Genomic DNA, 25,194 nt, shown 5'->3' with positions numbered 1-25,194 from the left:
CCATGAATCTGCTTGTTGGATACACCGCAGATCAGCGCGGTGCCGAAGCACTGGAGCTGGCGGCTGCTCTGGTGGCGGGAACCACAACGCCTAGCCTGACCATAGGCATTGTGGTGCCTGCAACGACACCCTTCAGCGCCATCTACCCCGGTGGAGACCATGGGTTCGACTCTATTCTCTCGGCCAAAGTTGATGAGTGGGCAGTTGCCGCGCTAGCCCAGGTTCCGCAAGGAGTCAGCGCCAAAGTCGTGGCTCGCTCGGTATCCTCGGTCGCCGGAGGCCTGATTGAGCTTGCCGTAGAAACCGGTGTGCATGGCATCGTCTTGGGTGGGCGTAAACGCCACCGTGCGGGATTTTTCATGCCCGGCGCGGTAGCAAATGCACTCCTGCACGCTTCACCGGTTCCGGTATTCATGTCCAGCCCGCAGGCGCTTGCCTCGTTGCGTGCAGCGAATGGGCAAATCACCCGAATGACAGCATTCGTCGGAGACCGTCCCGGAGCGCGGGAGGTCATTGCCAACGCGGCCAAGTTCGCCACGGTCCGCAAAGTGGCATTACGCGTCGCGACGCTCGTATCCGATACCGACGTATCGGATCCAGCCACTGAGCTTGATCCGCATCTGGTGCGCACCAAGAAGTTCCTCGCGGAACTGACCGAGTCCATGGGACTGCAGGCAAGTATCGAAGTGATTTCACGTCAAAGCCTGGATGAAGCCATTGATTCGCTGGCTTGGGAAGCCGGAGAAGTAGCAATTCTGGGTTCTTCCCGGTTAGCTGCAAGCCGTCGTCTCTTTGTCGGAGCCAAGGCCCAACGAATCCTAGGCAAGTTGCACGTGCCCATGGCAGTGATACCGAACTAAAACCATCGCGCGGGGGATACCCGTTTTCTGGGCAGACGCAGAGGTCTGCCCAGAAAAAACCCAGAAGGTTAACACTATGTCGCAAGAACTGAGGCAGGAAACTGCCGAGCAATCCGAGAGCGGTCTGCACTCTAAAGGTTTGTCCACCGGCACCGTAGGAGTAGTCGGACTAGTAGTCATCGGCATCTCCTGCATTGCCCCGGCCTACACCTTGACCGCCGGACTCGGCGCCACCGTGGCAGAGGTCGGCACGAGCCTTCCGGCCATCTTGTTAGCCGGCTTCATTCCGATGTTGCTGGTCGCCTTGGGCTACCGCGAGCTAAACAACGCGATGCCAGATTCCGGAACCTCATTTACCTGGGCCACCCGAGCCTTCGGACCGATGATCGGTTGGATGGGCGGGTGGGGGCTTATCGCGGCTACCGTGATCGTCTTATCCAATCTTGCAGCCGTGGCGGTGGACTTCTTCTATATCCTCCTCGCCCAGCTCACCGGAAACCAAGCAATCGCCGACTTAACAAAAAACTTGTGGGTCAACATTCCCACCACGTTGGTCTTCATCGCGGTCGCCGCCTACATTTCTTATCGTGGGCTCAACGCCACCAAGGTGTTCCAGTATGTACTGGTGGGTTTTCAAGTGGCGGTCTTGCTTCTCTTCGCGATCATGGCGTTCACCAGTAGCACTCCCTTTGACCGGACACCTATTAGCTTAGACATGTTCAACCCGGCCTCAGTGGATTCATTCGCCGCCTTCGCCGCAGGTATTTCCCTGTCAATCTTCGTTTTCTGGGGCTGGGATGTCACGCTGACCATGAACGAAGAAACCACTGACCCGGCTAAGGTGCCCGGACGCGGTGCGACGTGGACGGTGTTAGTCATCATCGCGTTGTACCTAGCGGTATCTTTGGGCGTTCTGTACTGGGCCGGAGTAGGCCAAACCGGGCTCGGCGCAGGTAACGAAGCAAACCAAGAATCAATCTTTGCGGTGCTCTCCGGACCCATCATGGGACCACTAGCGATTCTGATGTCACTAGCAATCCTCTCCTCCTCGGCGGCTTCGCTGCAGTCAACCATGGTTTCACCGGCGCGTACCTTGCTGGCCATGGGGTACTACAAGGCTTTGCCACCGAGCTTCGCAAAGATTTCCCCGCGCTTCATGTCGCCTACGGTTGCCACGGTAGTCTCGGCAGCAGCCGCGGCGGTGTTCTACGTGGTGACCCGGTTGATCTCTGAAAATGCCTTGTGGGACACCATCACTGCGCTGGGGCTCATGATCTGCTTCTACTACGGGATTACCGCACTGGCCTGTGTCTGGTATTTCCGCTCTGAGTTGTTTGCCAGTGCTCGGAATTTCTTCTTCAAGTTCCTTGCACCACTCATCGGCGGTGTAGTGCTGCTGGTGATGTTCTTCAGCACGGCCATCGAATCAATGAATCCCGACTATGGTTCAGGATCCGCGATTGGTTCTGTGGGCATGGTCTTCATTCTGGGGGTGGGTGTTTTGCTACTCGGTGTCGCAATCATGCTGTTCACCAGGTGGCGGCATCCAGCCTTCTTCAGAGGCGAAACCATTAAGACTCGGTAGCTAGTAACCCTTACTGCGCTCAACAAATGTTATTGAATCACCCACTAATGCTCAGTGGGTGGTTCAATATGTTCATGGCTACTTCGGTTCTTTTTATCTGTTCTCGTAATGCAGGCAAGTCGCAAATGGCTGCAGCCTTGATGGACCTCGTTTCGGACGGCAAGGTGACCAGCTATTCGGCCGGGACAAACCCTGGCGCCGTGATCAATCACGAGGCTGCTGAATCGCTGGCCGAGGCCGGCGCAGACATGTCCGCAGGTATTCCAAAGAGCATTGACCCTGCACTATTGGACCAGGTGGACCGCGTAGTTATTCTGGGCAGCGAAGCGAATCCCAGCATTAACGAAAACATTCCCACCGAACGCTGGGTCACCTATGAGCCAAGCGAGGACGGGGTGACGGGCTCCGAACGGATGAACCTAATCCGTGATGAAATCGCCGAGCGTGTACGCGAACTGTACCGCGAACTGGAGAAATAAGATTAGCGTCAGCAAGACGAAACAGGGCACAACCTCGTGGTGGCTTCCGGGAATCTGCCTGATTCTCACCGGATGGTGCGCTAACCAGTATGTTTCACTCATCAGTTGGTATCAGCAGCACCGTGAGCTAAGCGAATTTGAAGCAATGCTGGTGATGGGCAGTTATCTGCTCGGCATGATTCCGACGCTACTGCTGGGTGGCCCGCTAGCCGACAAATTTGGCCGCAAGCCTTTCACCCTCCTCGCTTTGACCGCCTCGACGCTCGGCTCGCTCAGCATGATGTTCGGGGTAGTTCACGACTCCGGATTATATGCCGGACGAGTCTTTACCGGAATGGGCATGGGCTTAGCCATGGTGGCGGTGACCAGCTGGGTTAAAGTACTCAGTGTGGGACCTGCAGGAGCAACCCGAGCGGCACTGTGCACGTCGGCAGGGTTTGCCATCGGCCCAATGATCTCCGGAACTATTGTGGGCGCGAGCGCAAGCCCAGAACTCGCCTATGGAATTCACGCGGTCGCTGCGCTCTCGTGGTTATTTCTTATCACTACGGTCAAGGAAGAGAAGGCGGTTCAGGGCAGTAGGCCTGGGACTGTGACCACGCCCGAGAATCTCAAACGATTTAAACTCGTGGTGCTTCCCGCAGCCCCATGGGTCTTTGGACTAGCGGCAAGTGGTTTTGCTATCGTTCCCGCGTTAAGCTCGGCAGCAGGTCAGTCATCATTGTTTTTCACTACTGCCGCGGTAGTTATCACTATGGGAATGGGCGTACTGGTCCAGCCCCTGGCCAAACGCTATAACGACACCAGCAAGATCAACGTACTGATGGCCGGGCTCATCCTCTCAGTGCTGGCATTCGCATTGATGATCCTGGTGTATCTCAGCGGATCTGAAGCACTGGGCTATATAGCCTTCCTCATTTCGGGTTCGGCCAACGGAGTATTACTGGTCGCTGGGCTTAGCCAGGTACTTGACCTTGCAGGGTCTGGCGAAATCGGAAAACTTACGGGACGGTTTTATGCCGTGTGCTTTATCGGCTTTAGCTTCCCGACGCTCTTTGCCATGTGGCGACCATTCGCTGATCCCCTCTGGTTTATTGCGCTACTTATCGGGCTTTGCCTATTGAGCATGGTTTGTGTCTATGCCGCTCGCAAGCATCTGCCGGCACGGACCTTAGATCTGGTGCAAGGCTAGAAACTAGTTCTTGGTTCCGCTCAGCTTCGAGAGCAACGCAGTGGTGCGGTAGGGAATAACATCACGCAGAATCATTGAGGTTGAGGTGCGAGTGATCCCAGGGCATAAGCGGATCTCTTCAGAGACTCGGTACAGGTCATCTGGATCGGTGGCCGAGACGCGAATCAGCAGATCGGTTTCCCCCGCAGGAGCAACGCATTCTAAGACTTCTGGGATGCGACGCAACGCATCGATGGCCTCATTCAGACTCGACTGGTTCAACTCGGCGCTCACAAACGCGCTGACTCCACGGCCCATAGAACTTGGCAGAATACGGGCGGTATTCGGGCGCAAAGCACCGGAATGAGCCAGGCGTTCAAGACGCGTCTGCACTGTTCCGCGTGCCAGGCCTAGCTGCTGAGCGAGCATCATGATCGGTACACGTGGATCATCATCTAAAGCCAACAGAATTCGGCGGTCGGTCTCATCGAGCTGATACGTTTCCGAATTCATGTGGAGATTCTCCTGTGCTGCCATATTGGGTGGTCCGCGGCCTAGGTGCCTTCATAGGATTTTAGTCAAAATGACCAGCCATCCCCAACTGTGTTGCACGGTCTGACCGGTTTTGTTGCGTCTAACCCATTATGTGTCATGGCTTGGCTTGCGTCGAATCACAAAGCATTACTTATGAACAACTTGTCCGATTTCATGCCAAATGATCCTAAATCGCAGTAACCTTTCAGATATGAGGTTTTTGAGATTAGAGGACGTTGCCGAGGAATTGAACGTAAAGCTTCCCCAAGTTCGTGCGCTGGTGAAAAGCGGTGAGCTTCCTGCTATTCAAATTGGTGGCCGTGGCATGTGGCGGGTGGAGCGGGTAGAACTCGAGAACTACATTCAGCATCGTTACGCCCAAGCCCGCGAGGAAGTCACCGGAGATCTTGACTGATCTAAGGCGCCGGTGAGCAAGTAGAGAATCCGAAACTTGTGTAGTTTTAGATTGAATGCCGATTTCGGCACTGCCAGCACCCGCACCAGGAGCGGAATTGTCACCGACCATTACCCAACGTCGTTGGGCCCTGTACACACTATTTTTCCTGCCCGGCTTGAGCATGGCCTCGTGGGTGACGCGCACCCCGGCCATTAGAGACCTGCTGGAAGCCACCCCGGCGAAGATGGGCCTCGTACTCTTCGGACTATCGGTCGGTTCCATGCTCGGCATCATCTTCTCCGGAAAACTTGTTGCACGGTTTGCCGCACGTCCGGTTATCCGCACCGGCTCTGCAGCGGTGATCGCCTCGATGCCGCTCATTGGAATTAGCGCCCACTTCCAACTTGAATGGTGCGTGGCCGCTGGGCTGTTTCTCTTCGGTGCCGGTATGGGAAGCGCAGAAGTTGGAATGAATGTGGAAGGCGCCGAGATTGAACGACTCACTAAGAAACCGTTCCTGGCGAGTCTTCACGGATTCTTCTCCCTTGGCACGGTCATTGGCGCCAGCGCAGGAATTATTTTCACTTCAATCGCTTTTCCAGTCCTCTGGCATTTGGTGTTCAGCGGGCTGCTTTCGCTAGCACTATTTCTGTACGTTATCCGTTACCTTCCGCAAGGCACAGGGAAAATTGACAGGTCATGCACGGAAGAGTCCGCATCGCCGAGCGCAGCCAAACTCTGGACGGACCCACGCTTGCTGTTGATCGGGTTTATCGTTTTGGCGATGGCGCTCGCCGAAGGGTCGGCCAATGACTGGCTGCCATTGGTGATGGTTGACGGGCACGGGTTTGATCCAGCCGCAGGGTCATTGATCTTCACCGGGTTCGCGCTGGCGATGACTATCGGGCGGTTCTGCGGTGGCTGGTTTATTGGGCGCTTTGGAGCAAGCAGAACCTTTGCGGTCAGTGCCTTCCTTGGAGCGCTGGGGCTTGCAGGCGTCATTTTCCTGAACAACCCAGTCCTTGCCGGTGCCGCGGTCATCCTGTGGGGAATTGGTACTTCGTTGGCATTCCCTTTGGCGATTTCCGCCGCCGGAGCTTCTGGGGCGGATCCGGCGGGGCGCGTCGCGGTGGCCGCCACCATCGGATATATCGCTTTCTTAGTCGGTCCACCACTTCTGGGCTTTATAGGGAATGAATTTGGATTACGGCAGGCGCTGCACCTTCCCCTTGGATTTGTCATTGTGGCGATGTTCTTTTCATCGGCAGTTGCCGAAAGGAAAATCAAACTTGAACGGGTCTCCGATGGACCTGAACTCGAGAGTGATGCACGGCACTAAATTCAGTGCGCTTAGCAAAATGCAGGTTTTAGACGATGTCTCCCTGATTGTAGTGATCATATTGATCAATCATGAATGTGCCTGTTGCGCACACTGACTGGTTCCATGTTTACTGGTCTCAGTTGAAGTCATCGGGTTACCACCTTGCATGGCTTGCGCCGATCGCCGAAAAGATCATCATGTCTTGACGGTTGGTTTTAGACACGGGACAAAGATACCGTTCTTGGGCATCGAAGGGTCAGACCAAGGGATCCGTAAGCGTTCGCTCCAGCTCTGGAGAAGCGCTTACGGATCCCTTTGATTTTGTTCCGAGGAGAAATTCTCAAAGCCGTAGATACGGTGGCGCGCGCAATGAAAGGTGAAACGGCCTCCGAGGTCCTAGGAACGTTAGCTCGGCTCTGACAGAATGAGCGCGTGGGAGCACACACGTTAAGTATGAGAAGCAGTCGTCAGTTCTGGAGCCCGTGGTGGGCACAGATCATTGCCGGGCTATTTATTGTCCTGCTCGCGGTTGGTCCGTGGTTGTGGTTATGGTTGGGGCAACGAGAGCAACCAATGCTGCCAACTTCAATGAGTGACGCGGCGGGGCTGATCATCATCTTCGCGAGCATCGCCTTGCTTGGTGGTTGGTTCACGCGAGTGATTGGCCGCCACGGTACAAGCTTCGCAATCCTGACCGATATTGGTGTGCTTCTCGCCCTGGTCGGGCTTGTTTTCCAATGGATCTGGGGCGACGCACCGGAAATTTTCCAAGGGAAAATCAGCGACGGACTCCAAACCCAGCTCTGGGCCTTAGGCACGGCGTTTGTGATCAGCCAGGTGCTGTATTTCTTGATTGCCAAATTGCGACTGAGTATCGTGGCGCTATTGGTAGCCGCGCTCGTTTTTAGTGTGGGGCGATGGCTGCAGATGGTGGCAACCTATACTCCCTTAGAGCCGGAGATCTATTCATCCTTAACCTATGCCGGGGCATTGGTGCTTGGTTTAGTATTGGGTTTCCTCGGATTTTTGCAGATCTGGCATTTGGTGGTTTGGGGTATCGCCCTAGCTATCCAATGGATCATGCCAGCGGTAATCTCCGCGGTTGTCACACTTCTGGAAAATCCGGTGGGTTCCGTCGGTGGTTCGTTGGCCCAATTTGGTGAGCTGACCCAAGGCTCCATCGGGCAAACCGACTGGCTCATACCGTCCTTGGTGACCCTTGCGGTAGCCATGTTGGTCAGTGTTATTCTCCTGATTGTCCGTAAGGGCAAACGACGCTCATATTAGTTCGTTGAAGCCCGAAGGCCATTGAGCGTGCAAGAACGGTAATCTCTGAGATACTCGGAAGTGACCGGGGTCTGGAAATCCGGCATCACCTGAAGTAAAGGAATGTTCGTGGTGGACAATAACGATACGAAGGAAGCAAGCAACCTCCTGGCGCAGGAACTTGGCGATTTGGAGCAGGCGAATCCGATAAAGCCTGGAGGGTATTCGGCTAAGCGCCTCAGCGCCGGCTCGGGAGCCACCTTGGTGCAGATCGCCTTCGACGCAGATGTTGAGCTCGCCGAGCATAAAGCCGGCACGCCAATTATCGTGCAAGTACTTGATGGGGAAGTGGATTTCAGCGTGGGTGAAGAAACCCATCACCTCAACTACGGCGGGATTATTCGGCTCGAAGCCGGAGTCGTGCACGCCGTTTATGCCGAGAAACCCGCCAGAATACTCATTACCTTCATCAACATCTAGAAACGAATCGTCAGCTCAGTGTCGTTTTGAAGATTTCCGCGCCGAGTTCTTGAATAGGCAAAGGCGTCGAAGCGGCAAGCACCGCCACATGCGTGGCTGGCACCGGGAGCCAGCGAAGGCTGTACCCGGCAAGGTGGCTAGAACCAGCCCATCTGTTGCGGCGGGCCGCCTTTAACACCGCAGGCGAGAGCACCCTCACCGTTGAAGGTTCACGTCGTAAACCGGCGCCATCCGCCTTGAGCAGTGCTTCTTTGGCGGTCCACGCCAAAAGCCTTGTGTCATCTGGGGCCTTGTCCCGGTGCACCAGTTTGAGTTCGGCAGGCGTTAGCGCGATCTGGTCAAAGCCGGGAAAGACCCCCCGCGGGCTCAGCGCGGTGCCCCGTTCAATATCGGTGCCAAGGCGCAAGTCTTTAGGGCCCACGGCAGCAATGACTAGTTCTCTAGTTCTGGACAACGAGATTGAGTGATGTGGCGTTGTTGGCTTGCCATGGTCGCTGGAATTGCAGGAGATGCAATGCCGCGAAATGTCCACGTCTGATGATTGATCAAGCTCTCCGTATGTGACGTAGGAGAGCAGCAGTCGCAACAGCGTTCGAGAAGCGGTAAATGCTTCGCGGTCTTCCTGATGAGTGAAGCCTTCAGCCCGGCCGGCTTCGCTGCCTAGGATTTTTGCGGGTCCGCCAAGTTTTTCGGCCGCCAACTGTACTTGTCCAGGCGAGGCCACCGCGTAGAAAATCTGCGAGTCAGAGTGGGCGAAGTTCATGCAGTCCAGACTACGTCCTAGAATTCCAGGTACTAAAAATGAGGTCTGCCAAGTTTCCTTGAATTTGTCCCCGGAAGTTGGATCCGCTTGCCGAGTCGGTAAGCGTTGCCAGCGCGGTCCACGACACCATTTAATCGCAGGGATATCAGGATCCGGAATGCGGTAGATCCCGAAAACTCGGCGCGGTGAGCTAATTCGCTGACCCCAACGCCAGTGGAGGCTTCCTCGCCGAAAACGCGCAGTAGGACCACTGCCTTGTCTACCGCGGTGCGTGCGTCACGCGATTTTGGACCTTAAGAAGTCATTGTTCTCCTACAAGGTTCGTACACCGAAGCGGCTGATTGCCATGAACTCCCTAGGGCGCCCCTAACCGTCGCACTGACCATAGGTGAAGCGGCGCCGGAAGCAACTACTTTGCTGCCAGTGTTTCGGTGTTTCGAGCCAGAATCGACACTTCGGCACCGACGTTCACAAACTTGGGGCCCTCCGCCAAATATTTCTGAGCCATCTGATCCGCGAAAGCATTCACGCCAATCAAGTCGCCGGCCTGCTTGCAAGCCTTGCCGCTCGCAAGCACTGCATCGACCACTCGCGGATGATCATGCTGGAATAGTGGTATCGGCATTCAAAACCGGTGCCTGACCGTCCGTGCGCCAAATGGTGAGGTTGGAGAGAACTCTGGAACGCTGCATGTCGAGAGCGCCGCATCTAGAATGGACTGGTGAGTGAGCATACTGAAAGACAACCAGACGAATTAGTGCAGCCCATCATCTTGCGGATCGATAAGGAAGACCCGTCCACCGAGGACGAGGGAATTTCGGCGGTAGCCCGCGCGGCGGTGATCGCTTACCTGCAGGACCCACAAAACGACGAATGGCAGGTCTGGGCCAGCCAAGCGTTCGCAAAATCCGTGCGCCGGGCTAATCCGAAGATGTTCGCCAAAGTGCTAGAACTCTTCCCCGAGCAAATGATTAGCGAAGTTGGTAAAGCGCAGGCCGTGGGGCTGCCACCCTTGCCCGCGGCTGATCTACACAAGCTGATCGCTAAGCTTCAGGTTTCCGGAACTGAGCTCCCGAAAAGTGACGAAGTGCTGGTAGCGCACGTGAATATTGTGCTCAATAAATCCTTGGAGATGTCCACGGGCAAAGCCGCAGCGCAAGCTGCTCATGCCCTTTTTGCCTGGCTGACCGAAGCACAGCCAGAACTCATTGAAAACTGGTTGAAATCGCATGCCCCGGTGGGGATCAAACAACTACCGCGCGCCGAGTTCGACAAGCTGCGCGCGAAGGCTTCAGGCCCAGTGATTCAAGACGCTGGACGCACCGAAATTGAACCTGGGTCTACCACGGCATTCGTGTACTGTACCGACTCATAAAATGTTGAAGAAGTACGTTTACACCTAGCTGACCATTTTTGTGTCATGATTCTTTTTGGCGGTAGCAGAACAAGCACCACAGCCTAGGGCTGTTCATTTTGGTGAGCCATCAAGAAATGGCGTAAAGGCCTAGTCGCGAGAGTGAATAAAGATATGCGCGTTAACCGTGTCCTGAGTCTTGGACTTGCAGTTATTTTGACTCTCGGACTTGGCACACCGGCGGTGGCGGCCCCACAACCTGCTCAAGAAACCGCACTGGTAAGTTCCGCGGCGAAAGCTAAGATTACCAAGAAGACCAACTCAAAATTGACGATGCGCAAGACGCCGTCAACTAAGGCTGCCTCAGTGTTGGTGATTCCCAAGAACACCACACTCAGCGTTTCGCGAAGTAGCTCCGGTTGGGACCAGGTCAGTTACAAGAGCAAAACCGGGTGGGTCCCGGCTAAACAATTGACACCAGTCAAGGCTCAGACGAAGCCGACGCCAAAGACCGTGGTCTATCGCTACCTAAAATCGTTCCAGTCGTTACGGCAGAAGCCCGCGGCAGCGTCTACCTCGCTAACCGGGGTCATCCGTAAAACTAAGGTTCAACGTCTTGGCTCTTCCGGATCATGGACGCGCATCAAGGTTGGTCGAAGCATCGGATTTGTTCCCACAAATCAGCTATCCTCGGCGATGCCGGCGGCTGTCTATAAATACTCGAAATCCAAGCAGCCGCTTTTCCAGAAGAACTCGAGCAAATCGAAGAAATTGGCTAATGTCGCTTCTGGCGCCAAGGTTGAATGGTTCCGCACTTCTGGTAGCTGGGCACATGTCTCGGTGTCGGGGACAAAGGGTTGGATCTCGGCTGCACAGCTCAGTAATACGAAGCCTGTAAACGCCAAGATCATCGGATCACGCTGGCTCATCGCGGACACGGTGCTTCGCGAGGGCAACTGGAACAAGACTAAATCTTTGGGCAAAGTTCGAGCCGGAGAAAAACTGGGTCTGTTTCTCACCAAGGGTTCGTGGAGCAAGGTGCGAACAACTCGCGGCACCGGATGGGTCCCGACAGCAAATCTGACAAGCAGAGCATTCAAAGCAATCCCCGCCACCCCACGGTGGGTCGTGAAGAATACAACCCTGCGTACCGGAGCTTCTAGCACCACGGGCAAAAAGGCCTCGGTGTCCGCACGCGAAAAAGTGACTTTGTACGGCACCTCAAATGGGTGGTCCCGCGTCAAAACATCGAAGGGCCTCGGCTGGATTTCTTCGAAGGATCTCTCGGCGAACAAACCCGTGAACGACGTGTTGAAAGGCAACCGGTGGGCCATAAGCTCGGTAGCGGTCCGAGCCTCCACCTCGTCGAAAGCGAAATCTTTAGGGACGATTCGTCCCGGTAGCAAAGTAGGGTTCTATCGCAGCAGTGGCTCTTGGTCAAAGATCAAAACTGGACAGGTTATCGGCTGGGTGCCGAGCACTACACTGATCGACAAGACCTACTTGCCACTGAATAACGTTAAACGCTGGGCAACTACAAACGTGAACTTACGCGAAGGCAGTTCGACGTCGTTCAGGTCCCTCGGTGTTGTTCCTAAGAACCAGCAAGTAACCGCACACGGAACAGCTAACGGGTGGACTCGCGTCACCACTACGCAAGGTGTCGGGTGGGTCAGCTCTACCTACGTGACGTCCAATCAACCTCAAGCACCGGTTCCCGATAAGCAGCAGGTATTTCGTTGGACTACGGCGAACGTGAATCTACGAGCAGGCGGTGGTGTTGAGCACCGAAGCCTAGGTGTAGTGCCAATGGGCGAGAAGGTCACCTTCCTCAAGATGAGCAACGGCTGGTCCCAGATCAAATCTTCTCAAGGCACCGGATGGGTCAGCGCCAAATATCTCGCGACTAAAGCGCCAGTGAGTCTGCAACCCGATGCGCAACGCGTTCTCAAGGCAATAGATCATCGTTTCGGTGACACCGTGAGCAATATCCACACCATCAGGAGCGGTTCGGTGGGGCACAGCGCAGGTAAGGCCGTTGACTTGATGATCCGAGACTACAAGAACAAAACTCGTATTGCTCAGGGCGACAAGATAGCCCAGTTCTTGCTCGATAACCGGGAACAGCTCGGGGTGTATTACCTCATCTGGCAAGACCAAATATGGTTGCCCGGCTCAGGTTGGAACGAATATTCCGCCTCGGGTAAATACGGTACCCAGTTCACCAATAATTGGAATGACACCACCAAGCATATGGATCATATTCATGTTGAGGTCTATGGTGATTCTGGTTCTGATGGGAGGCTAAATTAGAGCGAATTGGTGCGCCGGCCCGGACTGGGCAAGTATCTGCGTGAACAGTAGTTGTCACAACACCTCGGATGACGCACTCCGGTAAAATTAACCCTTTGCGCGCCCGCCGTGGTGTCCGGAATAACCGTGGTGCCAGTCGTGCACTGGGATTAACGCTCTAGTTGATCATCAGGACCAATCGTGGGGAGCAGTTGTATCAAAACCTTGCCTTCCGCGATTTTGCTCGCGGCGAGCTCGATAGTATCTAACGGTATTTTCGCGACCAGAGACCAACAGTCCGAAATCTCGGACTAAGTTGGCTCAATGTACTGGTTAGCTAGCCGCGGATCTGGTCAGCTGGTGACATGGTGAATAATGCGTCACATCTGGGAATTCAGGTAGATCGGCCGGCCGCAGAATGGGGTGGCCGCCTAGACGGAGAAGGGGCCGAGCATCTTCGCTGGCACCAGCATGTAAATTCCGATCGGTTCGCTCCTTCCGAGGAGCATTCCACTTCGCGGCCGGTAGCACTGCTTGGTTTTGCTTCGGACGCGGGAGTTTTGAGAAACCAAGGACGAACAGGCGCGGCTAGTGGCCCGCAGGCGTTGAGAGCAGCCTTAAGCTCATTAGCAATCCATCAGCCACGTGCCGTGCATGATGCGGGCGACATCGTGGTGCTCGGTGACGAACTCGAATCGGGCCAGGTTCGACTGGCCCAGGCGGTGTCGGGGTTGCTGAACGCCGGCACGATGCCGGTAGTGCTTGGCGGAGGGCACGAGACCGCTTACGGATCGTTTAGCGGACTCTTTGATCATTTTCGAGAACACCCCGATACGCGCATTGGAATCTTGAACTTGGACGCTCATTTTGACCTGCGTAGCGCACCGCGTCGGAGCAGTGGCACGCCGTTCAAAGATATCGCCAATGACATGCAAGCGGCGGGACGCGATTTTAGATACGCAGTCATTGGGATCAGCGAACCAAATAACACCCGGGTGTTATTTGACCAGGCTCATGCTCTCGGGGTCCGGTACCTAGTCGATGAGCAATGCGGCGCGGGGAACCTGGAAGCGGTCATTGAGTTTGTTCGTGAGTTCTTGGGTTCTGTTGACCAGCTGTACCTGACCATTGACCTTGATGTTTTGCCAGCGGCAACGGCCCCAGGGGTCAGCGCGCCGGCGGCTTACGGCGTGCCCTTAGAAGTAATTCATGCGGTGTGCCGTTATGTTGCGGACAGCGGGAAGCTTGGACTTGTTGACGTGGTGGAACTGAATCCAAGCTTTGACATCGATGCGCGTACCGCGCGTACCGCTGCCAGGCTGATCAATACGTTGATCGGCGTTTAGGAGGCGCACTTATTTCGCGCTGATTGTGACATCAACTTTGAATGTTTGACCCCTCAAACATTATGCTGTGTGAAAGCGGATTTCTCGCGGGCAGTCAAAGTGAAATGGTGTGAGCAACGGTGCAAGCAGCAAAAGGTCCACGGACCAGAACAACGCATCGTCGCGTTCTGGCGCTGGCTTGCGCAGTAGCACTGATCCTCAGCGGTTGCAGCGCTTCGCGCCAACCTGAGACGGTGGCACCTCAGGACGAACGTCCGGTGGTGCTGACAACCTTCACGGTGCTGGCCGATATTGCACAAAACGTGGCAGGGGAACACCTGCGCGTGGAGTCGGTGACTAAACGCGGGGCGGAAATTCATGGTTATGAACCAACCCCGGAAGATTTGCGAAGGGCCTCCCATGCGGATCTCATCCTTGATAACGGGATGAATCTGGAAGCATGGTTTGAACAATTTGTGCACGATAACCCGGCGCCGCATGTCACCGTCAGTGACCGAGTCAAGCCCATCAGCATCACCGGGGGTGCCGGTGACGGAAAACCCAACCCGCACGCTTGGATGAGCCCGCTGAACGTCCAAACTTATGTCGATACGATGGCCAAGGCGTTCAGCGAGCTAGATCCAGAGCATGCCGATGATTTCAGGGGATATGCCGCCACTTATAAGCGTAAATTGCAGGCGGTTCAGGACTCACTGGTGGCTGACCTAGCAAAAGTACCCGAAAACCAGCGGGTGCTGGTTTCCTGCGAAGGAGCCTTCAGTTATCTGGCCAGGGATGTTGGCTTGCGTGAGAAATACCTTTGGGCAGTGAACGCAGAGTCAATGGCCACCCCGCGTAAGGTTGCCGCAGCCATTGACTACGTGCGAGAACATCAGGTTCCTGCGGTCTTCTGCGAATCGACTGTTTCGGATGCAGCCATGCAACGAGTCGTCGAATCCACCGATGCGTACTACGGCGGAACACTCTACGTTGATTCCCTGTCCGAACCGGACGGGCCGGTGCCAACCTACCTGGACCTGATCACCCACGACGCTCAAACTATTACCCGCGCCTTAAGAGGAGAAATGCCATGACGCTCGCCATCGATGTCGCCAATGCGACAGTTCACTATGGCTCGTTGCTCGCCCTGGATAAGGCATCGATTCAACTGGAGCGTGGATCTGTTTGCGGACTGGTTGGAATGAACGGATCCGGAAAATCGACACTCTTCAAAACCATTATGGGGCTGGTTAAACCCGACACCGGCAGCGTATTAGTCAACGGCACTAATCCACTGCAGGCGCGTAAATCAGGGGCTATCGGTTACGTTCCACAAAACGAGGCCGTGGACTGGGACTTCCCGATTTCGGTGCGCGAAGTAGTGATGACCGGACGCTACGGGCATATGGGATTCACCAGACGCCCGCGGAAGGCGGACCATGAGGCGGTAGAGCAAGCACTAGCCCGAGTTGAACTCACCGAACAGGCTTCACGACAGATCGGTCAGCTCTCCGGCGGGCAAAAGAAACGCGCCTTTGTAGCTCGCTGTATCGCCCAAGAAGCGAACATCATGTTGCTCGATGAGCCATTCGCCGGGGTAGACAAGAGAAGCGAAGCAACAATTACCAAGCTCCTGCGGGAAGTAGCGGACCAGGGCGGAAGCGTATTGATTTCGACGCATGATCTTCATGCGCTGCCAAATTTAGCGGATCAAGCAATACTTTTGATGCGCAAGGTACTGATGCAAGGAGATCCACAGTTGGTTCTGCAACCAGAGAACCTAGCCATGGCCTTCGGGCTGGATCCTATGAACCGAGGCGAAGACGCATGAACCTCTTCGAATTATTGGCCGAGCCACTGGGTTATACCTTTATGGTGCGCGCGCTCGCCGTCACCGTAATCGCAGCGATACTGTGTGCGGTGCTCTCCTGCTGGCTTGTGCTCATCGGCTGGTCGCTGATGGGTGATGCGGTGTCCCATGCGGTATTGCCCGGGGTGGTGCTCGCATATATTGTCGGCGCACCATTTGCCTTGGGCGCCCTAGTTTTTGGTTTCTTGGCGGTTGCATTGATTGGGGGAGTGCGCGATACCTCTAGGCTGAAAGAGGATGCGGCTATTGGAATCGTGTTTACCACCTTATTTTCCTTTGGGCTGGTGCTGATCTCAGTGACCCCAAGTCACTTAGATTTGAACCACATTATCTTTGGAAATCTGCTCGGGGTGTCCGCTGCGGACCTGTGGCAGGTCATCATCCTAGGCGCGGTGACCTTCCTGATTCTGATCCTCAAACGCAAAGATTTCACGCTCTACGCTTTTGACTCAACCCACGCTCACGCACTGGGCATGAACCCGCGAATGATCGGGGCGGTCCTTTTAGGGTTGCTTGCCATGACTTCGGTGGTGGCGTTGCAGGCGGTGGGCGTCATCTTGGTGGTAGCGATGCTGATCATTCCGGGTGCGAGCGCTTATCTGCTGACAAACAGCTTCGGCAAGATGCTGGTGATTTCTCCGGCCTTGGCGGCACTGGCTGGAATTATCGGCGTGTACGTCAGCTACTATCTGGATGCTTCTACCGGAGGTATGGTGGTGCTTTCGCAAGGGGCGATCTTTGTACTGATCTACCTGTTTAGCCCACGCCAAGGGTTAGTTGCGCATCGGTTCGCGGTGCGCAGACGGCGCAAGAACTTGCAGCACGCAGGATAAGTCGCGCTACTCGCGCAGCTTGTGAGCGTGCCGAGGGAAACTTGTTTTCCGCATGCTCCTACGAGCTAGCGAGGCAAACAGCGCTGAGCGCCGACGGGGCTTTGAGTCTGCTGCAGAACGCACAGGGAAAGCTTCCAAACGCATGGTGTTGATGATTTCGACCTTATTGATCGAGTCGTAAGTTCGTACCCCAAACATTGTTCACTCCCTACCGATGTGTGCTTATTCTCCTCGGATTAGTCGGTGGAGTCTAGGGGCGAAACCCAGACCGCTTCGGTGGCTCGCGCGCCTAGACGGATCACCGTCGGCTCGCCATTCGCGGTGACCTCTAAGGTGTCGGAAAATGGTTCACCTGTCGCGATGTTTAATTGCGCGCCGACGATAATGCCGTTTTCCGAAAAGTACTGAAGTAGTTCCGAATCCGCATCGGAGATTCGCTCGACCCTGACCTTTTGCCCCGGCTTTGCCTGGGCAAGCAAGGTCGCAGCGGGAAATGAAATCGCACCTTCTGCGGTGGGGATAGGATCTCCATGCGGGTCCCGGGTTGGATAACCGAGTAACTCGTCGATTCGTTGAACCATGAAGTCGGACACCGCATGCTCAAGCTGTTCGGCCTCTTCGTGCACCTGATCCCAGCGGTATCCGAGCATCTGGACGAGAAAAGTCTCGATCAGCCGGTGCCGGCGCACCATGGTGACCGCATACTCGCGGCCCAAAGCGGTCAGCGAAACCGCGCCATAGGGAGCGTGGTTCAGCAATCCTTGTTGGCGCAGTTTAGACATGGCCCCGGAGACGGTGGAAAGTTTGACCCCGGCCTTTTCTGCGATCACGGTAGGGGACACCGCCTCATCAGACCATTCGTTGAGACTAAAAATGATCTTGAGGTAGTTCTGCGCGCTATCTGAAAGTTGAGTTACCGACACATCACTAATCATAGTCAACTGTGCTGTGCACGCCGAAGGCTTGAACTGCGCATCGCGAATAAATCTGAGTTATTCGGTGACCTAGTCTGGTTTGGCTAAAAAATCACAAGTCATTGACTCGTTTTTCCCAGGTCTCACGAAGCCCTGGCGTCGAGTCACGGGCGCCGTCTTGACTTGAAAAACTTGTTAGGGAAGACTGTGTAAACGATTCCATGGAATCGTTTACATGAGTAAGCAAGGGAGCTTATTGGCCATGAACGCCGTCACCATCAAGGACGTTGCCAGCGCAGCAGGAGTATCTGTTGCCACCGCTTCGCGCGTCCTTTCAGGTCACCCGGCGACCTCGCCAGATTCCCGCGCCAAGGTTGAAAGTGCCGCGAAAGAATTGGGCTTCATGCCCAACGCGCAGGCCCGCTCACTGCGCTCCACCAAAACAGATTCCATCGCACTGTTGATCTCTGACGTGCGTAACCCCTACTTCTCAGACCTGGCCCATGCGGTGGAACAGCATGCGCGCGCCGCCGGACTGATGACCTTCATTGGTAATGCCAACGAAGATGCCGCACAACAAGATGATTTTTTGGCCACCATGCTTTCACGCCGTGTGGACGGACTGGTCATTGTGCCGCAGGGGTTGAATGAAGAATCAAACCAGCCCAGCGAAATGATGAATCGCGTGCTTTCCAGCGGCATTCCCACTATCTTCGTTGACCGGGCACTGCCTAGCGTTCAGGTTCCAGCCATCACCGCCAACAGCGCCCAAGCGTTGGATGAAGCGGTAGCCACACTACAATCCGTGGGCCACCAAAACATTGCCTTTGTTGGCGGACCAAAGCACGCCTCCACCGCCCTTGAACGGTATAGCGCCTTCGAAACCGCACTGGCGAACAACGGGCTGCATGCCGATGAAGCATTGCACTTTGTCGGTGACTTCCAGCCTGCCTCCGGCGCGCTGGCAGCTAAATGGCTTCTGGAAAACCCAGCAAAACCTAGCGCCATAATCGTTGCGGATGCACCGATGGCCATTGGAGCGCTTCGCGTCTGGCGCGAACTGGGGGTAAGAGTTGGCTCTGACCTGTCGGTGATTACCTTCGACGAGGTCGATGCGATGCTCATCCATGATCCGCCAATTGCCACTATCGGTCATGACCTGAGCCAGATGGGAAAAATGGCGGTTCAAGCCCTGCGTGAAGTGATGGCCGGTCAGAAACCGGAACCCGAAGAACTAATTAGCAAATTTACGCTGCGCCCCTCGGTGGCGTCAGCCAAAGCAACACAAGTGATGGAAGGAAAGGTGCGCCCATGAGCAACGACGCTCTACTGGTCCTTGACCGGGTCTGCAAGTCGTTCGGCCCCGTCCAGGTAATCGATGAGGTTACCGTCGAGGTCCACGCCGGTAAGGTGTCGGTGCTGCTCGGCGAAAATGGTGCAGGCAAATCCACCTTGATCAAGATGATCGCCGGAGTGCACAGCGCCGATTCCGGACGCATTTTGATGGACGGCAAGGAAGTGCAGATCCCAGATACTAAGGCTTCCGAAGCCCTGGGCATCGCCACCATCCACCAGGAACTAAACCTCGTTCCCTCGATGACTATCGCTGAAAACATCACCTTAGGCCGTGTACCGCGTCGCTTTGGCATTATCAACCGCCGAGAGATGCGCCGCATTGCCCGCGAAGCACTGGACCAGCTGGGCTTGAATCTTGATGTCAACACCCCAGTAGGTGACCTAGGGCTAGCCCAGCAACAGTTAGTGGAGATCGCCAAGGCACTGTCCTTGGACGCCCGCGTACTCATCCTTGATGAACCAACTGCCGCCTTGACCAACGCTGAGATTGCAGGTCTCTTTGAGGTCGTCAACCAGCTCAAGACCAAAGGCGTGGGCATGGTCTTCATCAGCCACCACCTCGATGAGATTGCGGCCATTGGCGACTTCGTCAACGTCTTGCGTGATGGAAAGTTCATTGCCACCGTCCCGGCAGACACCCCGGAAAACGAATTGGTACGCCTGATGGTAGGTCGCGACATCGATGCACAATTCCCGCGCCAAACGGCCACTCCTGGCGAGCAGCACCTGCTGAGCGTGGAAAATCTCAGCGTAGGAGCACTGCAAAACATTTCGCTGTCAGTACGTCCCGGTGAAGTTGTGGCCCTGGCCGGATTGATGGGCGCTGGGCGCACCGAACTGATCCGCGCGATTGCCGGAGCAGATAAATACACTTCGGGCACCGTGAAGGTTGCCGGCAAAAAGCTGCCACGCAATGACGTTGCTGCGGCCACCCGTGCAGGGTTAGGCCATGTGCCTGAAGACCGCAAAACTCAGGGCCTGGTACTCGATGCCTCGGTCGCCGAGAACATCGGTTACGCCACCATGGCATCTACCGCAAAAGCTGGACTGGTAGACCGCAAGGGCCAGCGTGAACGCGCCGAGAAGGTGGCCGCCCGCCTGCGCATCCGCATGGGGAATATTGACCAGCCGATTCGTTCACTCTCCGGAGGCAACCAGCAAAAGGCGGTCTTTGGCCGCTGGTTCTCTGCCGGGGCCAAGGTGCTACTGCTGGACGAACCAACCCGCGGTGTGGACGTCGGGGCCAAGGTAGAAATTTACGAATTGATCAATGAGATTACCTCCTCCGGAGGCTGCGTACTCATGGCCTCCAGCGAACTGCCCGAAGTGCTGGGTATGTCCGACCGCGTCCTGGTGATGAGCCAGGGCCGGATCGCCGGAGAATTAGCCACCAATGAAGCAACTCAAGACAGCATCATGGCCCTTGCCGTGAGCAATGTGCACCGCGAAGATGAAATGGGAAAGAAGTAATGAGCAGCGTAGCCACCACACCCAAGAAGGGCTTTGACTTCAAGGCATTCCTTGCAAACAACGGTGCCCTAGTCGGCCTGGTTGTTCTTTGCCTTGCCATGTTCATCGCGACCCCGCGCTTTTTGACCGGGCCGAACCTGATGAATATCGGCATCCAGGTTTCCACCATCGCGGTGATGGCCTTCGGCATGACCTTTGTGATCGTCGCCGCCGGTATCGACCTGTCCGTCGGTTCCATCGCAGCGATCTCCGCCATGACCTCCTCCTATTGGGTGACCACCGCGGGTATGCCCGACGGACTATCGATCGTGGTTGGCCTGGCCATCGGCGGGTTGTGCGGCTGGGTCACCGGTGCCATGAGCGCCTACGGCAAACTACCGACCTTCATCGCCTCGCTAGCAATGCTCACCATTGTGCGCGGGCTGACCCTGGTCATTTCCGACGGGCGCCCTATCGCCACCGGAGATTCGGTCTCTTGGCTGGGCGGGGACCTAGGCTTCATGCCGGTGCCCATCCTGATCCTGATTGTCTCCGGCCTGATCGCAGCGTTCGTGTTAAACCGCACCATCATCGGTAAGAACGCCTTCGCAGTGGGTGGCAACACCGAAGCCGCACGTCTTTCGGGTATTCCGGTCAAGCGCGTACTGGTGACCGTGTTTGTTATTTCCGGTATCTTCGCCGCACTGTCCGGCATGATCCTTGCGGGCCGTCTGGATTCGGCACAGCCAACCTTGGCCAGCGGTTACGAGCTGGACGCCATTGCGGCGGTTGTTATCGGCGGCGCTTCGCTTTCTGGCGGTGTGGGTCGTATTTCCGGAACGCTCATCGGTGCGCTGGTCCTTGCGGTGATCCGCAACGGCCTGAACCTGCTCTCGGTCAGCGCCTTCTGGCAGCAGGTAGTTATCGGCTTGGTTATCGCGATCGCCGTGGGCTTCGACGTGCTGCGTCGCAAGAACGTGCGCCACTAAAAGTTTTTGTATCACCGTTTCTGACACCATTTAGTTCAAGGGAGAACCCAATGAAAAACATCGTTCGTAAGAGCACCGCACTGACCCTCGGTCTAGCACTGGTCTTGGGCGCCAGCGCCTGTGGCCGTGGCGAGGCAGCTGCCGAGGGTGCCAAGGCCACCTTGGCAGTGTCCACGCTGAACAACCCATTCTTCGTTGACCTGCGTGACGGCGCACAGGCAGAAGCCGCCGAACTGGGCATCGACCTGTCCGTTGTTGACGCGCAGAACGACTCGGCCAGCCAGGCTAACCAGCTGGCAACCGCCGCCACCGATGGCACCGAAGGCGTCATCATCAACGCAGTAGATACCGAAACCGCCGAAGCTGGCCTGGCTCCCATCGTTTCGGCTGAACTGCCAATCGTCGCAGTTGACCGTTCGGTAGGCGACACCAAGGTCGCTTCATTTGTTGCTTCGGACAACGTTGCTGGTGGCGAGCAGGCAGCCAAGGCACTAGCAGAGTCGCTGGGCGGCAAGGGCAAGATCATCATCCTTGAGGGTGTACCTGGTGCTTCGGCAACCAACGAGCGTGGCGAAGGCTTCACCAAGGGCCTGAAAGAATTCGGCGACATCAAGGTGGTCTCCAGCCAGACCGCTAACTTCGACCGTGCCGAGGCACTGGACGTAGTGACCAACCTGATGCAGTCCAACCCAGACGCCACCGGCGTACTGGCTATGAATGACGAAATGGCTCTGGGCGCTATCCAGGCACTGGGCGCCAAGGCTGGCAAGGACGTCAAGGTTGTAGGCTTCGACGGTACCGAAGATGGCTTCAAGGCAGTAGAGGCCGGCACCTTGGTCGCCACCATCGCGCAGAACCCGGCCGAGCTAGGCAAGCAGTCGGTTCAGATCTTGGCTAAGGCCATGAAGGATGAAGCCGTTGAGGAAGTAGTCCAGGTTGCCGTTGACACCGTCAATACCGACAATGTCGCTGACTACGTCACCAAGTAAGTACCTGTAGTACCTCATTTCGCCGGGCGAGAGCTCAACTGAGCTATATCAAGCTAAGGAATAATCATGACGGACAACATCCAAGTCACTATCGTTGGTTCGAGCAATGTGGACATCACCGCGTTGATGAACCGCCTGCCTGGCCCGGGTGAAACCGTGTTGGCCGATTCCTACCAGCTTTCGCCCGGCGGCAAAGGGGCAAATCAGGCCCTGGCCGCGCAATTAGCAGGAGCCCGCACCGAATTTATCGGTGCAGTAGGCGAAGATTCGCACGCGAAGATCGCGCTAGGCCAGCTTGAAGAAGCAGGCGTGAAGCTGGATCGCGTCTCAACTTCGCGCCAACCTACCGGCGTAGCGATCATCCAGGTGGATTCCGGCGCGGAAAACTCCATCGCCGTGGTGTCCGGGGCTAACTCCACGGTCACCGCTGAGGTAGTCAACGCCGCCGGTACACTGCACGGCATTGTGGTGCTGCAAGGTGAAATCCCTGCCTCGGGCATCAAGACCGCCATGGATCTGGCCACCGATAAGGTGGTGCTCAACCTGGCACCGGTGATCGAACTGGACCGCGATTACCTGCTCAAAGCCAACCCGCTGGTGGTCAACGAACACGAAGCGGCGCTCATCTTGCAACAGCTCGATGGCAGCGAAACTATGTCGACCGAAGCCGAGCCGGTGATTGCCGAGAAGCTCATGGCCCATGGTCTAGCCTCGTTGGTGATCACCTTGGGTGCCAACGGCTGTTTGGTGGTTGAACAGGGCACTGAAATGCAGCAGCTTTCAGCGGTGAAGGTCAAGGCATTGGACACCACCGGTGCAGGCGACGCATTTACCGGTGCGGTCGCAGCCCGGCTGGCTCACGGTGACACTCTGGCACAAGCAGCAGATTTCGCTGGAAAGTTCGCGGCGCTGACCGTACAGGCACATGGCGCTCAAGCGTCCTACCCGCGTTCACTAGATGCACTCTAAGACAGAACTTTTCAAGCAAGACCTAAGGAAGCATTCGTGCTGAAATCCGAAATTCTCAACGCCCCACTACTTGGCGCATTGGCCAAGCTGGGGCACACCGACACGGTGGTTATCGCCGATTGCGGTTTACCACTTCCTGCAGGTCCCACAGTCATCGATTTAGCACTGGTTCAAGGACTGCTCAGTTTTGAGCAGGTACTGGATGTACTCAGCCGCAATTTGGTGATCGAGGCCAGCACGCTGGCTAGCGAAGCCAAAGAGGGGACGGTCCTGCAGCTATGTGCGTCCTACGGACTTGAGCCACAATTCATCACCCATGAACAGCTCAAAGCCGAATTGCCCAACGCGAAGGTTATCGTGCGCACCGGGGAGTCAACTCCCTTCGCCAACGTGATCCTGCACTGCGGGGTAGCTTTCTAAGACCAAGCCCAAGCCGGTAACGACAGTGCGTCGGTGCCGGCTTTTTGCTTGCCAGAAGGAGCATTTGGGAAGGTAATACCGTGCGCGAAGGGCTGCAACGATGATCATTCTCAGAACATGAGCAGCACACTTCAGTCCTGCCCATGATCCTGGGATGGGCAACCAGTTCAAGGCCGCTGGCTCTTAGAATGGTGAATATGGAACAAGACGAGCGCGGAGCCCAGGACAGGGAACTGTTTTCACGTATCGCGCCCGAGGCGGGACTATTGCTCGGTGCCGGGCGTGCCATTCTGTTACAGCTTGCGCACCCGCAGATTGGCTTGGCTATTGCCAACCATTCGGACTTTGCCATGAATCCGCTCAGTCGTCTGGTTCATACGCTCGGCTACATTTATGCCTTGAGCAATGGCACCGAAGAACAACAACGAACCATTGTTGACTACGTCGACTCCGCCCACGCATCGGTACGAGGCAGTCGAGATGTGGAGCAAGGAGCCCCGGCTTACTCGGCACTGGACCCTAAGTTGCAGTTATGGGTTGCGGCGACGCTTTATGACTCCGCACGGATGATTGCCGGGCAAGTTCTTCCCAATGCTGGGCCACAGGACGAGGAAGATCTCTATCGGCAGTACGCCCGGCTAGGGGATGCGTTACAGATGCCGGAGCATTTCTGGCCGGAGAATCTGCGCGCCTTTGACAACTACTTCGACCGCACGCTGGAGAACCTTGTCGTGAGCGAGCAGATTCGTGCGCTGGCTGAGGAACTCTTTGCTGGAACTAACGCCCCATGGTGGATCCGTGCGGGATTGCCGCTCATGCGTGAAGTGACCATAGCTCAGCTCCCACCGAAGGTGCGCGAAGAATTCGGATACGTAGTTACCGAAAAGGTGCGCAAGCGTAACCGGCGAACCGTCTCGTTCGTTCGCGTAGCTACCCGCGTCCTGCCCAAGTTTCTCAGACAGGCGCCGATGAGATTGATGCTGCGCCATGTTGACCGGATGAGTTAGTCGTCAGCAGTCTGCTGCTCTCGATCCTTCGCATGGTTAGGAATCAGGATTCGTGGCAACGCCAGCAACAAGAATAGTGTCACCACGATTAACGGACCACCAATCCAAGCACTCGTTTGCCAACCAAAAAGCACCTGTAGGACGAACCAAACACAGCCCGAGACCAGCAGTCCCACACCTAGTCCTACAATCTTCAACACGATATGACCCAAGGCCACTGTTTGCTCTTTGAGGCGTTGTCCAAAGAAATAACGGTGCACGGCTACCGGAGTAATCAGTAACAAGATGAGTAGGGTCGCAGCCACCAGCAAGATGATGTAGACAATCTCGTCGTTGTGGCTGAGCATTTCAAATCGCGCTTGAAAAGGCAGTACCACCAGGAATGCAGCGAGAATCTGCACACCGGTCTGCATCACACGCATTTCTTGCAGTAGCTCGTTCCATTGCCGGTGTGGGGCACCGTCACTGGTATCGGGGTGGGAACGCTTGTTGATCATGGTTCTCCTCGACTATCTCCGCTGCCGGAGTCAACGGTTCTGGAACACTAACTATGCCAATGTCCCTGACGACT

27 protein-coding genes are annotated in these 25,194 nt (G+C 55.9%); 21 read left to right on the top strand and 6 right to left on the bottom strand.

Features of this window, described 5'->3' with window-relative positions; all coding sequences use genetic code 11:
• The first annotated feature begins 2 nt into the window (after positions 1-2).
• The 4 genes from ACX5K5_RS13735 (at position 3) to ACX5K5_RS13720 (ending at position 4,116) form a co-directional block, all read left to right on the top strand.
• The gene (locus ACX5K5_RS13735) at positions 3-860 is read left to right on the top strand and encodes a universal stress protein (protein ID WP_443442890.1); all 858 of its coding nucleotides are present in this window, start codon (positions 3-5) and stop codon (positions 858-860) included.
• A gap of 76 nt (positions 861-936) precedes the next feature.
• On the top strand, positions 937-2,445 hold the full coding sequence (locus ACX5K5_RS13730; RefSeq protein WP_443448386.1) for an APC family permease: 1,509 nt from the start codon (positions 937-939) through the stop codon (positions 2,443-2,445).
• Between the two features lie 74 nt (positions 2,446-2,519).
• A complete protein-coding gene (locus ACX5K5_RS13725) occupies positions 2,520-2,924 on the top strand; it encodes an arsenate-mycothiol transferase ArsC (RefSeq protein ID WP_188683092.1) in 405 nt (134 codons plus the stop codon).
• Positions 2,875-4,116 carry an MFS transporter gene (locus ACX5K5_RS13720; RefSeq protein ID WP_229676994.1) on the top strand — a complete coding sequence of 414 codons (1,242 nt, stop codon included), beginning with the start codon at positions 2,875-2,877 and terminating at the stop codon, positions 4,114-4,116. The genes ACX5K5_RS13725 and ACX5K5_RS13720 overlap by 50 nt, the downstream gene beginning before the upstream one ends.
• A gap of 3 nt (positions 4,117-4,119) precedes the next feature.
• Here ACX5K5_RS13720 and ACX5K5_RS13715 read toward each other — a convergent pair whose 3' ends face one another.
• Entirely contained in the window at positions 4,120-4,608 is a 489-nt protein-coding gene (locus ACX5K5_RS13715) for an Lrp/AsnC family transcriptional regulator (protein WP_459174543.1), read from the bottom strand.
• A gap of 232 nt (positions 4,609-4,840) precedes the next feature.
• Here ACX5K5_RS13715 and ACX5K5_RS13710 point away from each other — a divergent pair, with 232 nt between their 5' ends.
• From ACX5K5_RS13710 to ACX5K5_RS13695, 4 genes are all read left to right on the top strand, one after another.
• Complete coding sequence (locus tag ACX5K5_RS13710; RefSeq protein ID WP_229676933.1) at positions 4,841-5,044, top strand: helix-turn-helix transcriptional regulator; 204 nt, start codon at positions 4,841-4,843, stop codon at positions 5,042-5,044.
• Between the two features lie 97 nt (positions 5,045-5,141).
• A complete protein-coding gene (locus ACX5K5_RS13705; RefSeq protein ID WP_459174542.1) occupies positions 5,142-6,365 on the top strand; it encodes an MFS transporter in 1,224 nt (407 codons plus the stop codon).
• Between the two features lie 435 nt (positions 6,366-6,800).
• Entirely contained in the window at positions 6,801-7,634 is an 834-nt protein-coding gene (locus ACX5K5_RS13700) for a hypothetical protein (protein WP_441665215.1), read from the top strand.
• Between the two features lie 108 nt (positions 7,635-7,742).
• Complete coding sequence (locus tag ACX5K5_RS13695) at positions 7,743-8,093, top strand: cupin domain-containing protein (RefSeq protein WP_096254891.1); 351 nt, start codon at positions 7,743-7,745, stop codon at positions 8,091-8,093.
• Positions 8,094-8,103: 10 nt separating this feature from the next.
• Here the strand turns inward: ACX5K5_RS13695 and ACX5K5_RS13690 are convergent, their stop codons facing one another.
• The 3 genes from ACX5K5_RS13690 to ACX5K5_RS13680 all read right to left on the bottom strand — a co-directional run bounded on the left by ACX5K5_RS13690 (position 8,104) and on the right by ACX5K5_RS13680 (position 9,481).
• Positions 8,104-8,856 carry a 4'-phosphopantetheinyl transferase family protein gene (locus tag ACX5K5_RS13690; protein ID WP_459174541.1) on the bottom strand — a complete coding sequence of 251 codons (753 nt, stop codon included), beginning with the start codon at positions 8,854-8,856 and terminating at the stop codon, positions 8,104-8,106.
• Between the two features lie 32 nt (positions 8,857-8,888).
• Positions 8,889-9,107, bottom strand: coding sequence for a helix-turn-helix domain-containing protein (locus ACX5K5_RS13685; RefSeq protein WP_096254893.1), 219 nt, complete (start codon positions 9,105-9,107; stop codon positions 8,889-8,891).
• 158 nt (positions 9,108-9,265) lie between these two features.
• Positions 9,266-9,481 (bottom strand): hypothetical protein, encoded by a 216-nt coding sequence (locus ACX5K5_RS13680; protein ID WP_188683082.1) that lies wholly within the window; start codon positions 9,479-9,481, stop codon positions 9,266-9,268.
• 96 nt (positions 9,482-9,577) lie between these two features.
• On the opposite strand from ACX5K5_RS13680, the gene ACX5K5_RS13675 reads away from it, so the two are divergent.
• From ACX5K5_RS13675 to ACX5K5_RS13650, 6 genes are all read left to right on the top strand, one after another.
• A complete protein-coding gene (locus ACX5K5_RS13675; RefSeq protein ID WP_459174540.1) occupies positions 9,578-10,231 on the top strand; it encodes a peptidyl-tRNA hydrolase in 654 nt (217 codons plus the stop codon).
• 153 nt (positions 10,232-10,384) lie between these two features.
• On the top strand, positions 10,385-12,523 hold the full coding sequence (locus ACX5K5_RS13670; RefSeq protein WP_459174539.1) for an SH3 domain-containing protein: 2,139 nt from the start codon (positions 10,385-10,387) through the stop codon (positions 12,521-12,523).
• 344 nt (positions 12,524-12,867) lie between these two features.
• Positions 12,868-13,848, top strand: coding sequence for a formimidoylglutamase (hutG, locus tag ACX5K5_RS13665; protein WP_459174538.1), 981 nt, complete (start codon positions 12,868-12,870; stop codon positions 13,846-13,848).
• A 119-nt stretch (positions 13,849-13,967) separates the two neighbouring features.
• Positions 13,968-14,921 (top strand): metal ABC transporter substrate-binding protein, encoded by a 954-nt coding sequence (locus tag ACX5K5_RS13660; RefSeq protein ID WP_459174537.1) that lies wholly within the window; start codon positions 13,968-13,970, stop codon positions 14,919-14,921.
• A complete protein-coding gene (locus ACX5K5_RS13655) occupies positions 14,918-15,658 on the top strand; it encodes a metal ABC transporter ATP-binding protein (protein WP_188683075.1) in 741 nt (246 codons plus the stop codon). Before ACX5K5_RS13660 ends, ACX5K5_RS13655 begins: the two co-directional genes overlap by 4 nt.
• Positions 15,655-16,530 (top strand): metal ABC transporter permease, encoded by an 876-nt coding sequence (locus tag ACX5K5_RS13650; protein ID WP_096254899.1) that lies wholly within the window; start codon positions 15,655-15,657, stop codon positions 16,528-16,530. The genes ACX5K5_RS13655 and ACX5K5_RS13650 overlap by 4 nt, the downstream gene beginning before the upstream one ends.
• 236 nt (positions 16,531-16,766) lie before the next feature.
• On the opposite strand, the gene ACX5K5_RS13645 is transcribed toward ACX5K5_RS13650, so the two are convergent.
• The gene (locus ACX5K5_RS13645) at positions 16,767-17,453 is read right to left on the bottom strand and encodes a metal-dependent transcriptional regulator (RefSeq protein WP_096254900.1); all 687 of its coding nucleotides are present in this window, start codon (positions 17,451-17,453) and stop codon (positions 16,767-16,769) included.
• Positions 17,454-17,679: 226 nt separating this feature from the next.
• Between ACX5K5_RS13645 and ACX5K5_RS13640 the strand changes: the two genes are divergently transcribed.
• From ACX5K5_RS13640 to ACX5K5_RS13610, 7 genes are all read left to right on the top strand, one after another.
• The gene (locus ACX5K5_RS13640) at positions 17,680-18,759 is read left to right on the top strand and encodes a LacI family DNA-binding transcriptional regulator (protein ID WP_459174536.1); all 1,080 of its coding nucleotides are present in this window, start codon (positions 17,680-17,682) and stop codon (positions 18,757-18,759) included.
• Complete coding sequence (locus ACX5K5_RS13635) at positions 18,756-20,270, top strand: sugar ABC transporter ATP-binding protein (RefSeq protein ID WP_188683071.1); 1,515 nt, start codon at positions 18,756-18,758, stop codon at positions 20,268-20,270. Before ACX5K5_RS13640 ends, ACX5K5_RS13635 begins: the two co-directional genes overlap by 4 nt.
• Complete coding sequence (locus ACX5K5_RS13630) at positions 20,270-21,238, top strand: ABC transporter permease (RefSeq protein WP_443448389.1); 969 nt, start codon at positions 20,270-20,272, stop codon at positions 21,236-21,238. Before ACX5K5_RS13635 ends, ACX5K5_RS13630 begins: the two co-directional genes overlap by 1 nt.
• Before the next feature lie 50 nt (positions 21,239-21,288).
• Positions 21,289-22,227, top strand: coding sequence for a substrate-binding domain-containing protein (locus tag ACX5K5_RS13625; protein WP_188683069.1), 939 nt, complete (start codon positions 21,289-21,291; stop codon positions 22,225-22,227).
• A gap of 66 nt (positions 22,228-22,293) precedes the next feature.
• Complete coding sequence (locus ACX5K5_RS13620; RefSeq protein ID WP_096254905.1) at positions 22,294-23,196, top strand: ribokinase; 903 nt, start codon at positions 22,294-22,296, stop codon at positions 23,194-23,196.
• A 36-nt stretch (positions 23,197-23,232) separates the two neighbouring features.
• Complete coding sequence (rbsD, locus tag ACX5K5_RS13615; RefSeq protein WP_096254906.1) at positions 23,233-23,616, top strand: D-ribose pyranase; 384 nt, start codon at positions 23,233-23,235, stop codon at positions 23,614-23,616.
• Positions 23,617-23,813: 197 nt separating this feature from the next.
• On the top strand, positions 23,814-24,623 hold the full coding sequence (locus ACX5K5_RS13610) for an oxygenase MpaB family protein (RefSeq protein WP_170947768.1): 810 nt from the start codon (positions 23,814-23,816) through the stop codon (positions 24,621-24,623).
• Here ACX5K5_RS13610 and ACX5K5_RS13605 read toward each other — a convergent pair.
• Positions 24,620-25,120: a DUF6328 family protein gene (locus ACX5K5_RS13605; protein ID WP_096254908.1), complete on the bottom strand. Its 501-nt coding sequence runs from the start codon at positions 25,118-25,120 to the stop codon at positions 24,620-24,622. The two genes, ACX5K5_RS13610 and ACX5K5_RS13605, sit on opposite strands and share 4 nt — an antisense overlap.
• Between the last annotated feature and the right edge of the window lie 74 nt (positions 25,121-25,194).

This window comes from Glutamicibacter bergerei, assembly GCF_054495185.1.
Note: the sequence above shows the minus strand (reverse complement) of the source record. Positions and strands in the feature narration are given on the sequence as shown.